Source organism: Mesorhizobium loti, from assembly GCA_014189435.1.
Classification (GTDB): domain Bacteria; phylum Pseudomonadota; class Alphaproteobacteria; order Rhizobiales; family Rhizobiaceae; genus Mesorhizobium; species Mesorhizobium loti_G.
On sequence record CP050293.1, the window covers coordinates 5612618 to 5626342 of the forward strand.

A 13725-nucleotide genomic window follows, 5' to 3' on the forward strand; every position below is an offset into this window, starting at 1 on the left:
AAAGTCCTCAGGATGCGATCGCGTCGGGAGTTTTCTGATCGGGGAGAGCGGCGGCCAGGATCGCCCTTTCGGCGAACTGGTCGCGGGTGAGTTCGGCGCTGACGCGTCCGCCGCACATCACCAGGATGCGGTCGCAGATGCCCATCACCTCCGGCAGTTCGGACGAAACGACGACGATCGCCATGCCGTCCTGCGCAAGCTGGTAGAGCAATTCGTAGATTTCCGATTTGGCGCCGACATCGATGCCGCGCGTCGGTTCGTCGACGATGAGGACCCGCACGCCCTGTTCGGACAACCAGCGGCCAAGAATGACCTTCTGCTGGTTGCCGCCGGAGAGGTTGATGATGTCCTGCTTGCGCGACGGCGTGCGCACCTTGAGCTTCTTGATGAAGGTTTCGGCGGTGGCGATCTCGCTGGCGCGGTTGAGCACGCCGAAGCGCGTGTGATGGCGCCGCGACGAGATGTTGATGTTTTCCTCGATCGAACGGCCCTGGATGATGCCGTCATGCTTGCGATCCTCCGAGCACAGCACGATGCCGGCCCGGATCGTGCCACGCGGATCGGTGGCGCGGACCAGCTTGCCGTCGACAGTGATGGTGCCGCCCGAGCGCGGATCGGCGCCATAGACCAGCCGCATCAGTTCCGAGCGCCCGGCGCCGATCAGACCGAAGAAACCGACGATCTCGCCGGCGCGAGCCTCGAAGCTGGCCGGCGTCTTCAGTTTCGAGCCGGACAGGGTCTCGACCTTCAGTCTGATATCTCCAGCCTGGCGCGGGCGAAAGCCCCAGATATCAGAGATTTCGCGGCCGACCATTTCGGCGACGACCTGGTCGCGCGTGACGCCTTTCAAGGAAGCGTGGTGCGCCGCGAGCTTGCCGTCGCGCAGTACGGTCAGGCTGTCGCAGAGCCGGAACACTTCGTCGAGCCGATGCGAGACGTAGATGATGACCTTGCCCTCGCCGCGCAGGCGGTCGATCAGGGCAAACAGGATTTCGCTTTCGCGCGACGACAGCGACGAGGTCGGTTCGTCCAGCGCGATGACGCGTGCGTCGAGCATGATCGCCTTGGCGATCTCGACCATCTGGCGTTCGCCGATCGACAGCGTCTTGACCTTGCGGCGCATGTCGATGTCGATGCCGGCCGATTTCAGCTTGGCGCCGACGTCGTCCAGCATCCGGCGGCCGGCGATGATGCCGGCGTTGGCGGGGAAACGCCCGAGGCTGAGATTTTCGGCAACGGTAAGCTCGGGGACGAGCTGTAGTTCCTGATGGATGACGATGACGCCATTGTCGAAGGCATCCCGGGTCGAGGCATAGGCCTGGACCTTGCTGTCGATGCGGATCTCGCCCTCATCGGCATGCTGGTCGCCGGACAGGATCTTGATCAGGGTGGATTTGCCGGCGCCGTTCTCGCCCATCAGGCCGTGCACGGCGCCCTTGTCGACGCCGAACGAGACGTCCGACAGCGCCTTGACGCCCGGATAGGTCTTGGTGATGTGCGAGAAGTCGAGAAAGGACAAGGGCGCCGATCCTTCTTGTGCCATGGCGAACAGGCGGCGGGATGAGCCGCCGCCTGTTTGTACAGGGAGGATTATTGGATGCCGAGACCCTGGCGGACCTTCTGGTAGTCGTCGCGCTTGGCGAGTGCACCCGAGGTCAGGATCAGCTTCTCCGGTTCCTTGTTGTTGGCAACCCAGTCATACATGTTGAGCGCCGTCTCGTAGCCATGACGTTTCGGCGAGATGATCACCGTGCCGACGAAGCCGGTGGCAGTCGGCTTCTTGAACTCGTTGATCGCTGAATCCGCGCCGCCAATGCCGACGCCGATCACGTTCTCGGCCGGAATGCCGACGCTTTCGGAAGCACGCACCGCACCCAGCACCGCTTCGTCGTTGAGGCCGAAGGAGACCCACTTCTTGATGTCGGCATGGGCGTTGAGCACGACCGTCGCGGCGTTGAGGGCAGCTTCGGTATCGGTCTTGGCCTGCGGCGCGTCAAAGATATTCTCGGCCTTGAAGCCGTTCGCCTTGAGCACCGAGATGGCGCCTTCGACGCGATCGACGGCGGTCGGCAGCTGGTCGTAGGAGACTCGGATGGCGCCGACCTCGTCGGCCTTCCAGCCGCGCGCCTTCATCTCGTCGACGATCGCCTGGCCGACGGCCTCGCCGATCTTGGTGGCCGAGATGCCCATATGCGGCACGTCTTCCAGCGCCTTGCCGTCGGCGCCGACCAGACGGTCGTCGACGGTCATCAGCTTGAGATTGTTGGCGGCGGCTTTGGCGACGATGCCGGGTCCGAGTTTCACGTCGGGTGTGCAGACGATGAAACCCTGGGCGCCCTGGGCGCCGAGATTGTCGATCGCCGACATCAGCTTCTCACCGTCCTCGGCGCCGATCTTGACCAGGGTAAAGCCTTTTTCCTTGGCGGCCTGGTCGGCGAATTTCCATTCGTCCTGGAACCACGGCTCCTCCGGCTGTTTGACGATGAAACCGATCTTGGTGTCCTGAGCATATGCAGCAATGGTCGTGACGGACAGCACGGCAAGCGCACCCGCGACGAGCGCGGTCTTCAAAAGTCGCATGATTTCCTCCCAGCGATAGGCCGGGCGCTCAGCCCGGATGCCGGAGTCTCTATTCGTTTTTATCATACTCGTCAATTGATCTGGTATGATAATTAATGTACATGCTCTGACCAACGACCGCTGGCGCAAATCATCCGCATCCTTTAAGGCCGGACCAATTGTGCGAACCCAGCAGGTTCGCCGCCTTGGAGGAGGGCTGAGGTGACCGAGATTTTGAAGAAGGCACCTGGCGACACCCGCCGCCCGCGCGTCATGCCCGATGTGACCAAGGCGATGGCCTCGGACATCTTTTCCGGGCGCTACCCGGCCGGATCCTCCTTGCCTACGGAAAACGAACTCGGCGTCGAATATGGCGTCAGCCGCACCGTCATCCGCGAGGCGCTGAAGGTGCTGGCGGCCAAGGGGCTGGTGCTGTCACGGCCGCGCGTCGGCACGATCGTCTGCAACGAGGACGACTGGAACATCATCGACCCGCAGGTGCTGGCCTGGCACGCACCGCATGCGCTGGACGACAAGCTCTTCGACGCCATCCTCGAAACGCGCCGGGCCATCGAGCCGCTGGTCGCGGAACTCGCCGCCACCCGCGCGACGCTGCAGGAGATCGCCGATCTCGAAGCCGCCTGGCGCGGCATGGCCGGCGCCGGCGAGGATCTGGCCGCCTTCTCGCGCAGCGACATCGCTTTCCACCAGATCGTCTATGCCGCGAGCCACAACCCGATCTTTCGCCAGATCGGCAATCTGATCGACACAGGGCTGAAATTCTCGCTGGAGGCGACGGCGGTGATTTCGCTCGACCGGCGCACGGAGGCCGTGGCGGCGCACCGCGAGGTGGTCGAGGCGCTGCGCATGCGCGACGTCGATGCGGCACGTGGGGCGGCAAACAAGATCCTCGACCTCGCGGCGCGCGACCTCGTCAGCGCCAAGAAACTCAAGAGCAACTGAGACTGCGCATGAAAATCATCTCGCTCACCACCTACATCGTTCCGCCGCGCTGGCTTTTCCTGAAGATCGAAACCGATGCCGGCGTCACCGGCTGGGGCGAGCCGGTCGTGGAAGGCCGGGCGCTGACCGTCGAGGCAGCGGTCAAGGAGCTTGGTGATTATCTCATCGGCAAGGATCCCCGCCTGATCGAGGACCATTGGACGGTGATGCATCGCGGCGGCTTCTATCGTGGCGGGCCGATCCTGATGAGCGCCATTGCCGGCATCGACCAGGCGTTGTGGGACATCAAGGGCAAGGCGCTCGGCGTGCCCGTGCATGAACTGCTCGGCGGCAAGTTGCGCGACACGATCAAGGTCTATTCGTGGATCGGCGGCGACCGGCCTGCGGAGGTCGCGGCCGGCGCCAGGGAAATGGTGGCGCGCGGCTTCCTGGCGCTCAAGATGAACGGCACGGAAGAGCTGCAGATCGTCGACAGCCATGACAAGATCGACGCCGCTGTCGAACGCGTCGCCATGGTGCGCGAGGCTGTCGGCCCCAACATCGGCATCGCTGTCGATTTCCACGGCCGCGTGCACCGGCCGATGGCGCGCGCCCTGGTCAAGGAGTTGGAGCCTTACAGGCTGATGTTCATCGAGGAGCCGGTGCTCAGCGAAAACCGCGAGGCGTTGAAGGAGATCGCCGCTCTTGGCTCGACGCCAATCGCGCTCGGCGAGCGGCTCTACAGCCGCTGGGACTTCAAGTCGGTGTTCGAGGAAGGTGTCGTCGATATCATCCAGCCAGACCTGTCGCATGCCGGCGGCATCACCGAATGCCGCAAGATCGCGGCGATGGCGGAAGCCTATGACGTCGCCGTGGCGCCGCACTGCCCGCTTGGGCCAATCGCGCTTGCCGCCTGCCTGCAGCTCGACGCGGTCAGCTACAACTGCTTCATCCAGGAACAGAGCCTCGGCATCCACTACAACGCCGCCAACGACCTGCTCGACTATGCAGCCAACAAGGATGTCTTCCGCTACGAGGATGGCTATGTCGCCATCCCCGACGGCCCAGGCCTGGGTGTCGAGATCGACGAGGACTATGTCAAGGAACGCGCTAAAGAAGGCCACCGCTGGCGCAACCCGATCTGGCGCCACAAGGACGGTTCTTTCGCCGAGTGGTGACGGGATTGTCGCTCGCCCTTCACCGGTTACCGGTCCGGGTAAACAGCCGCTTCCAGTTCCTGATCCGTTTGGCGGTCGGCACCGTCATGTTCTCGTCGGGCGACTGCGCAACCTGACTGTTTTCGACGGAGCCGTTACGTGCCTGCAGGACTTGCTGGAGGCGTGGCCTGTCGATCTTGCCGGTTGGCGTCAGCGGCAAAGACTCCATCGCATGGATTCGGCCTGGAATTTTCCACGGCGGCAAGATGGCCCCCAAGCCGGCTCTTAGTGCGTCAGCCCGGAACAAGGCTCCCTGCTTCATCACGACGAAGGCGGCAAGCGAGTGCGCATCCTGGCGGAGCTCGGTGATGACGACGGCTTCATCCACCATTGGAAGCTGCAGCAAAGCCTGCTCGACTTCCCGCGTCTCGACGCGATAGCCGCGAATCTTGACCTGGTCGTCGCGGCGCCCGAGAAATTCAAGACTGCCATCGCTCGACAGCCGCCCGAGGTCGCCGGTGTGAAACAGGCGCTGGTCGGGGAAACCTGGGGCATCGCGAAAATATTTCGCCGTTTCGGAAGGCTGGCGCCAATAGCCTTCGGCCAAAAAGGCACTGCGCACGACGAGCTCGCCGACGCCGCCCGGTTCGGCCGGTTGCCCGTCCTCATCGACGACCAGGAGAAACTTGTCGGCGACGGGTCGAGGCGCCGGCACCGTGCCTGATCCAGGTGTCTCGCCCGGAGCCACCGATGCCACGGCGATATGGCCGGCCTCGGTGGAAGAGAAACGGTGACGCAAGCCGCAGGACGGGGCGAAGCGGCGGCGCCATAGTTCGATATCGGAGGCAATGACCGTCTGGCCTGCCAGCGCCACCAGCCGGACCGAGGGATGCAGGCCGTCGCCGTCGATCATCTCCAGATATTTGCGAAACAGCATCACGGGCGGGTGCAGCAGCGTGATGCGACGCTCGTCGATCCACGCGCCGAGTTCGCCGAGGCCACGCGATGCGGCATCGTAGAGTTCCAGCGTGGCCCCATTCAGCAGCGCGCCGAAAACATCCGCCTCCGATGAGGCGAAACTGCAATAGGTCAGAAGAGACTGCCGGTCGGTGGGGGCCAACCCGTCATACCCGGCACAAAGCCAGGCCCTGTGCAGCACGGTGCGATGGCTTTTGACCACACCCTTCGGCCGCCCGGTGCTTCCCGACGTGTAGAAGATCGCCGCCGGGTCGCTTGGCTCGACCGAAACATGCAGCGCATCGGCGGAGTACCGCGCGTCGATGTCTTCCAGCAGCAGAAGCCGGCTTTCATCGCCGACAAGGTCACGCGCTGCTGCTGCGTGGGCCGCGTCGGTCAGCAGCAGGTCCGGGACGGCATCGCCGATGATGTCACGTTGCGCTTTGAGCGGCATAGCCGGATGGACGCACAGGAACGCCTTCGCCGCCTTGAGCACGGCCAGCGCGCATATCACCATCTCGGGCGAATGGTCGACAAGATAGGCGACGCATCCGTTCCCGGGCTGCTTGCGCTCGAGGATCGCCCGGGCCAGTTGATTGGTCCGCCGGTCGACCTCGTCATAGGTCCATGGCCGGTCGCCGCCACCGATCGCCACGTGCGAGCCGAAGCTGTGCACCACTTTGCCGAAACGCGCCGGAATGCTCCCGTCCAGCTCGCTTCGATCGAACGTCGGCAGCTCAGCCATGGCTTTCGGCAAACTGGTTTTCTCCCACGATCTCCAGTCCGGCATCGAACCCGGCCTTGCGGGCGTAGGCGAGGAGTACCTTGTAGGTCGATGACCTCAGCCGCACGCCTTGGCTCAGGCTCTCTTGCCGGGTGCGCAATTCCATTTCGCCCGGGATGAGGATTTCGGTGGCGTTTTCGGCGTGTTCGCCATTTTTGGTCTGCTCGATGAGACGATCGACGCGTTCGGTGAAGTCGGCCAAGGGCATGAACCGCTCGGGATCGAGCGCCATGAAGAAATGGCCGTAATCCGGCGTGTGGGAGCCTTCGCGCAACCTGTCCTGATGGTGGTCGCTGCCAAAACCGGCGCCTGTGAGCACGCCGGCGAGCACTTCCATCACCATGGCCAGGCCATAGCCCTTGTGTCCGCCGATCGGTACGCCGAGCCCGGATGCGAGATCGCTAAGGTCTGTCGAAGGCCGCCCGAGTCGGTCCAGAATCCAGCCCGCCGGCAACGGACTGCCTTCGGCGACCGACAGGCCGATCTTGCCGCGCGGCGCAACGCTCATGGCGACGTCGAGAAGGATGGGAAAATGCCGCCCTGCCGGAATGCCGACGCCGAGCGGGTTGTTGCCGAAAGTCGGCGTAACGCCGCCGGTCGGCGCCAGGATCAGCGGTCCATTGGTGGTGCACAGACCGATCAGCCCTTTCCGTGCCGCCTGCCAGACATAGTGGCCGGCGGCGCCGAAATGGTTGGAGCGGCGGACACCGACAATGCCGACGCCATGCCTGCCCGCCTTTTCGATGGCGAGGTCCATTGCCACCGTGCTGACCCACTGGCCGGGGCCGTTGTCGCCATCGATGCCGGCGATGGTGGCGCTGTCATGCTCGATGCGGATTTGCGGGTGCGGATTGATCTTGCCCGAGGCAATCCGCGTGGCGTAGCGGGGAATGCTGACAATGTCGTGCGTCGGTTGTCCGCGCAGGCTTGCCTCGAGCTGCACTTCGGTGACGATCGCCGCACCCTGCGCGCTCAGTCCGGCCCGCGTCAGCGCTTCGCGGCCATAGGCACGGAGGCTTTCGATCGTCACCGGAACTTTCGCCGCGTCCACCGGGGCAGCCGCAACGGTTTGCCCAGGCCGCGCCTGGGAGGCAGCGCGCGCCAGATCGGCGATCGTCTGGTGCTGGTAGAGCTGACGCAAATCGATGGCCAGGCCGGCCTTGCCTGCTTCGACGACGATGTTGATGCTGAGCAGGGAATTGCCGCCGAGGTCGAAGAAGTTGTCGTGCAGGCCAACCTCCTCCAGCCTCAGGACCTTCTTCCAAACCACCGCCAGGATCGTCTCGGCCTCCGTTGGCGCCACGCCATGCAACGCGGCCTGGCCCAGGGGAGCTATGCCGGCAATTGACTGCGTCGCGGCTTGCGGCTGGCTGGCAAGCAGAGCCCGCCGGTCGATCTTGCCGTTTGGCGTGCGCGGCAAGCGATCCAGGATGACGATGCGTTGAGGCAGCATGTATTGCGGCAGCAGCCGCCGCAGAAAATCGCGCAGCCGCCGCGACAGAGCCAGCGTTTCCGCATCATGCGGGACATTCACCGCAACGAAGGCGACCAGGCGTTTGCGATTGCCGATATCGTCATCTTCGAGGGCATCCTCGACAATTCGGACGAGACATTCGCGCACCTCCGGATGCGCGTGGAGTGCAGCCTCGATCTCACCCGGTTCGATGCGGAAGCCGTTGATCTTGATCTGTTCGTCGGCACGCCCGACAATTTCGATCGTCCCGTCGGGCAGGTAGCGTGCCAGATCGCCGGTTCGCTGCAGCCGCTCGCCCGTGCTGAACGGGTTCGGCACGAGGTTGCTGGCTCCGGAGTGATTGATGTAGCCGCGGCCGACACCGGCGCCGCCGACATAAAGCTCGCCGCTGATGCCGACCGGAACCGGACGACGGGACGTGTCCAAGACATAGGCCTGCGTATTGGCGATCGGCCGGCCGATCGGGATCATCCCCGTCGTGCCGGCCTCGACCGGAATGGGATGGACGGTCACGATTCCCGTCGTCTCGGTCTGGCCAAACATGTTGATGAATTCCGTCGCCGGCCTGCAGAGACGCCGCCATTTTTCGACCAGGGCGCCCGGCAGGGGCTCGCTGGCCCACAACATCAGCCGCACCCGATTGTCGAGCAGTCCCTGGCGCACGGATGGATCGAGCGACATCAGCACATGCAGGCAGCCGGCCGAAAAGGACGGGACGAGATCGACCACCGACACGCACTGGCGGCGCACCGTCTCGAACAGCAGATGCGGGTCGCTGATTTCCTCGGCAGAGGCGATCGAAACCGCCGCACCGCACGACAAGGGAACGGCAAACTGGCGTATCGACGAGGAAAACGAAAACGAGGCGGTGTGCAGCCAGGTGTCGTCCGGTTCGAGCCCGACGGCGCGGACCATCGCCTGCGCATAGTGGCCGACATTCGCCTGCGTGATCATCGCGCCCTTGGGCCGGCCCGTGGAGCCCGACGTATAGATGACGTAGGCGAGCGCATCGGGTGCAGCGACGACGCCCGGATTGCCTGGATCCTGCTCCGCGACGGACGACCGGCAGGCGTCGATGCAAATGGCCCGCCCCGCGGCAGGTTGGCCTGATGCCCCCGGCTGAAACGCGGCGCCGAATTTCGGCAACAGCGACGTCTCGGTGATGAGCAGTGCCGCACCCGCATCGGCCAGCATGAAGGCAATGCGATCGGGCGGGTAGTCGGGGTCAAGCGGCAGAAACGCGCCGCCCGCCTTCCACACGCCGAGCAACACCGCCAGCACCTCGGCCGACCTTGGCAGGCAGACCGCAGTCAATGTCTCGCTGGTGACGCCGCAACTGCTGAAATAGCGTGCGAAGCGGTTGGCCCGTTCATTCAGCTCGCGATAGGTGAGCCGCTGGTCCCGGTCCAGCACGGCGACAGAATCAGGCGTCCGCTCGACCTGTGCCTCAAACAGCTGGACATAGTCCTGCCCCAGCAGTTCTCCGGCTTGCGTGCGGTTCCAGTCGGTCTCGATCTGGCGACGATCAACCTCGGGCAACAGCGGCAATTGCGAAAGCGTTTGCGCGGGATCGCTTGCTATGCCTTCGAGCAAGGCCTGGAACTGCCGGGCCAGCCGATCGATGGCGGCCTGCTCATGGAGATCGGCGTTGAATTGCCAGGTCGCAGCCATCCCGTCCGGGGTTTCCGACAGGTACAAAGTGAGGTCGAATTTCGCCATCGCCCTGTCGATGGGCAGCTTCTGTGCCGCAAGATCCGGCGCGAAATCGAAAGACGGTCCCGCCAGATGATCCGGGACGTTCTGGAACGCGAACATCACCTGGAACAGGGGCGTGTGGCCGGGATCGCGCGCGACCTTCAGCTGATCGACGATGCGTTCGACGGCGACATCCTGATGCGCGTAGGCGTCGAGCGCCGTCGAGCGGATGCGACCGAGCAATTCGACGAAGGACGGGTCGCCGCCCAGCGTCGTGCGCAAAACCAGCGTGTTGGCGAAGAAGCCGATGAGCGGCTCCAGTTCCTTCCTCGGGCGATTGGCGATCGGCATGCCGACGACGCAATCATCCTGCCCGTTGTATCGGAACAGCAATGTCTTGAAGGCCGCCAGAAAGACCATGAACATTGTCGCGTCCTGGCTTCGGCCGAGGAGCTTCAGGCGATCCGTCGTTTGCCGATCGATCTCGACCTGCACCGTGCCACCGCGATGGGACTGGACCGCCGGGCGGGGCCGATCCGTGGGCAGCGTGCAGATCGGCGGCGGGTCCTTGAGTTGCCGGACCCAGTATGCGGTCTGGCGTTCGATCTCCGCCGTCTCGAGGCTGCGTTGCTGCCAGGCGGCGAAGTCTCCGAACTGCAGCGGCAGCTCCGCGAGCGGCGACGCCCGGTTGTCATGGAAAGCTTCGTAGAGCTGCTTCAGCTCGTCATGCAGCACACCCACCGACCAGCCATCGCAGATGATGTGGTGCATCGTCAGCAGCAAGGCATGGTCCTGCTCGGCCAGCTGAACCAGGCTGACGCGAAACAACGGACCTTGCGCCAGATCGAACGGTTCAGCACTTTCCTGCGTGGCGATGCGCATGGCCTCGGCGGTTCGCGCATCCGCCTCGTGGCCGGCCAGGTCGATCGTCACCAGCCCGGTTTCCTGAAATCCGGAAACGACCTGTACAGGGTCGCCGTCGCGCAGGTGAAAGGTCGTGCGCAAGATGTCGTGGCGTCGGCGAATCTCATCGAGCGCCAAGGCCAGCGCACGCTCATCAAGCGCGCCTCTCAACCACAGCGAGGCCGACATGGTGTAAGCGCTGCCGGCGCCCATCCGGTCGAGGAAAAAAACGCGCTGCTGGGCTGAGGAAAGCGGCGCAGGCACAGCCTCCTGTCGGCGAGGAATGCGTGTCGTTGCCTGCCCGGAGGCCGATCCCCGCTCGAGCCGCGCCAGGCCATCCGCGACGAGGTTGGCCATCTCCTCGCCGATGCGCTGGGAAAGCCGGGCCACGGTCGGGCAGTCAAACATGCAATCGACCGGCAATGTGATCTCGAATGTGGCATGCAGCCGGACGAGAACCTGCATTGCGGTCAGCGAATGACCGCCAAGGTCGAAGAAGTCGTCATCGATGCCGGGCGGATCGGTTCCGAGAACCTCGGCAAAGACCGCCGCTACCCGGCGCTCGATCGCGGTTCGCGCAACCACCTTGCCAGCCTGCGGCGGAACAGGTTGACCGTCCTGTTCTTGCAGGTTCAGCGCCAGAGCCAGATACTTGCGATTGATCTTGCCGCCGGCATCGACCGGGACCTCATCCACCAGCACGATCCGTTGCGGCACCTTGGAGCGCGCCAGCCGCTCGGCGACAAAGCCGCGGATCTGCTGCGTCGACAGCACTTTCCCCGGCCTGGGAACGACCGCTGCGGCGATAGTCTCGCCAAGCACCGGATGGGGGATGCCGAAGACGACCGCCTGTTCGATGCCGGGATGGTCGAGCAGGACTTGCTCCACCAGCGCCGGTGCGATCTTTTCGCCGCCGCGATTGATGGTGTCCGCCAGGCGGCCGGAGACGAACAGATAGCCGTCTGCGTCGAGATGGCCCCTGTCTCCTGTCCGCAGCCAGCCATCGACGAAAGCCGCCTGATTGGCAGCGGGATCGCCATCGTAGCCGGGCATGACATTGGCGCCACGAATGACAATTTCGCCTCTCTCGTCCGGCATCAGGAGACGTCCGGCTTGATCCATGATGGCGATCCGCGGGCCTGCGGACCTGCCGACGGAGCCACGCTTGCGTTCGAACGGCGGCAGGCCGTTGCTGGCAATTTGCGGCGCCGCCTCGGTCATCCCGTAGGCCTCGACGAACGGTACGCCGAACACGCCTTCGATATCCGCGATCCATTGGGATGGCATTGGCGCCGAAGCCGAACGAATGAAGCGCAGCCCGGCCGCCCGCGGGTCTCCCCGGCAAAGACGGATCTGGTCGAGGATCGTGCGATGGATGGCGGGCGAGGCCGAATACCAAGTCGGTCTGAATTCTTCGAGGCCGCTGAAAAAGCCGTCGGCGGAAAAGCCCGCCAGGCTGACGTAGCAACTCCCTGAAACCAGCGACGCCAAAAGGCTGCTGATGCCATGGATATGGAACAGCGGCATCACGCCCAGACAGCGGTCGGTGTGCCGCAGATCCAGTGCCGCGCAGATATCCTGCGCCGAAACGCAGAGGTTTCGATGGGTCAGCGGTACCAGCTTGGGCCGCGCCGACGTGCCCGAGGTGAACAGCAGCAGCGCGGTATCGTCCGGCGTTGCGGCATCCCGTTGTGAGGCCATGTGCCGATCATCGCGATGCGTCGCGCCGGCACCTGTCAGCAAAAAGCGCCCGGCCGCCGCACCCGGCTCGGCAAGCAGTTGCAGGACGCGGATATCGAGTGAGGCCGCCACAGCAAGCAGCGGCGATTGCCAGCCATGCGGCACGATCAGCGCCGTGGCGCGCAGCGCGTCCAGCTGCGATTCAAGTTCCCGCGCCGGCCATGCGGGGTTCAAGGGAGTGCACGCCGCATTGGCTGCGACGGCCACGATCGCTACCGCGGCTTCCGCACCCTCGGGCAGCAGCAAGGCGACACGGTCGGACAGGCCGATGCCCTGCAGCGCCAGCGCTTCGCCGACATGGCGGATCTGGGCAGCCAGCCCTTCAAAGGTAAGCGCTGGCCGTCCCGCGGCCAGAAGGGCCACCGTCTGCGAATTGTATCCGGCATGCCGGTCCACATGGTCACGTATCGTGCCCATCAGATCCCGATCCGGGATCGACGTCGATCAGAAATACCCACCGTTCAACCCAAATAGCCTGTGCCCGGTTCCCTGAGTGCTTGCTGGCGGCGCGGCTGTCAACGCGCGGAGAGCTCAAAACATGAAAACAGGGTTCCGCCGCTGCTGCCGAAGCGACCCTCAAAACAGCGGCTGTCGATCGCCGCCAGGCGCTTTGATGGAACGATCCGGGCCCTGGCGGCGTGTTTTTCCACATCCAGTTCGACGCGAACATCGTGAAACGCCAAAAACCGGCCGGTAAGCGGGGAATACATTTTGTAGAACGCTTCCTTGATCACGAACAGAAGCTTTGGCAGGTCGCAGCCCAGACGCCTTTCAATCTCTTCCCGCCCCTCTAGTTCGGCAGCGTTGGACACCAATCGCGCCAGTTCGTACGAAAGGGGAGAATCCTCCTCGATGTCGATGCCGACGCCGAGGAATTCGGTGGATGATCCGACGGCGACGACGCACAGGCTTCGGGTATGAGAGATGGAACCGACAACGCCTGTCGGCCATAGCGGCGCACGATTGTCCCCGATCGGGATGACGCTGCCGCCCGCGCCAAGGCCCTGCAACGCCTGCCGTGCGTAGAAGCGTCCCGCGCGAAATTCACGGCGTCGTGCCGGCACGACATTGCCCAGCGAAAGTTCTTCCTCGAGCAACAGGTCGCGATCGGCTGGTGTGAGATCGCCGCCCTCGATGACGAGGCCGTGGCCAACCAACCGCCGGACAGCTGCCACCAGCTGGACTGACGAACGATCGTCGCGGAGTTCCGGCTCAACAGGCAATGCCATTCCTTTGCTCCGGAAAAATTTAGTAACGACTAGACACTCGCCCGCTCCTTCGTGCCGATGGCGATCGCACACTAAACACAAGGAAGTGGCAACGTCTCTCGGTCGGAAGCTTGATCAATCCATTTGTAAATTTACGACTGGCGCAGGGTTGAAAAGTCGAAACATTTCAAGTTCATTGCGCCCACTGCGCGTGTCATCCCGAAAGCAGACGAACTTTGCGCGGGCTACCTTGGCAGGCGCCGAACCACAGCGGTAATTGACCCGGCGTCGCCAATGAGCTTGCTG

7 protein-coding genes are annotated in these 13725 nt (G+C 64.0%); 2 read left to right on the forward strand and 5 right to left on the reverse strand.

The annotated features are described in order from the left end of the window. Positions 1-7 precede the first annotated feature (7 nt). Together HB777_26820 and HB777_26825 are read right to left on the reverse strand one after the other, a co-directional pair. Positions 8-1519: an L-arabinose ABC transporter ATP-binding protein AraG gene (locus HB777_26820; protein ID QND67180.1), complete on the reverse strand. Its 1512-nt coding sequence runs from the start codon at positions 1517-1519 to the stop codon at positions 8-10. Positions 1520-1590: 71 nt separating this feature from the next. After that, the gene (locus HB777_26825) at positions 1591-2580 is read right to left on the reverse strand and encodes an arabinose ABC transporter substrate-binding protein (protein ID QND67181.1); all 990 of its coding nucleotides are present in this window, start codon (positions 2578-2580) and stop codon (positions 1591-1593) included. Positions 2581-2781: 201 nt separating this feature from the next. Here HB777_26825 and HB777_26830 point away from each other — a divergent pair, with 201 nt between their 5' ends. Together HB777_26830 and dgoD are read left to right on the forward strand one after the other, a co-directional pair. Further along, positions 2782-3522: a FadR family transcriptional regulator gene (locus HB777_26830; protein ID QND67182.1), complete on the forward strand. Its 741-nt coding sequence runs from the start codon at positions 2782-2784 to the stop codon at positions 3520-3522. A gap of 8 nt (positions 3523-3530) precedes the next feature. Beyond that, on the forward strand, positions 3531-4679 hold the full coding sequence (dgoD, locus tag HB777_26835; protein ID QND67183.1) for a galactonate dehydratase: 1149 nt from the start codon (positions 3531-3533) through the stop codon (positions 4677-4679). A gap of 19 nt (positions 4680-4698) precedes the next feature. Here the strand turns inward: dgoD and HB777_26840 are convergent, their stop codons facing one another. From HB777_26840 to HB777_26850, 3 genes are all read right to left on the reverse strand, one after another. Continuing rightward, entirely contained in the window at positions 4699-6360 is a 1662-nt protein-coding gene (locus HB777_26840) for an amino acid adenylation domain-containing protein (GenBank protein QND67184.1), read from the reverse strand. Further along, positions 6353-12628, reverse strand: a complete 6276-nt coding sequence (locus tag HB777_26845; GenBank protein ID QND67185.1) for an amino acid adenylation domain-containing protein — start codon at positions 12626-12628, stop codon at positions 6353-6355. Before HB777_26845 ends, HB777_26840 begins: the two co-directional genes overlap by 8 nt. Positions 12629-12726: 98 nt before the next feature. Next, positions 12727-13440: a 4'-phosphopantetheinyl transferase superfamily protein gene (locus HB777_26850; protein ID QND67186.1), complete on the reverse strand. Its 714-nt coding sequence runs from the start codon at positions 13438-13440 to the stop codon at positions 12727-12729. Positions 13441-13725 lie beyond the last annotated feature (285 nt).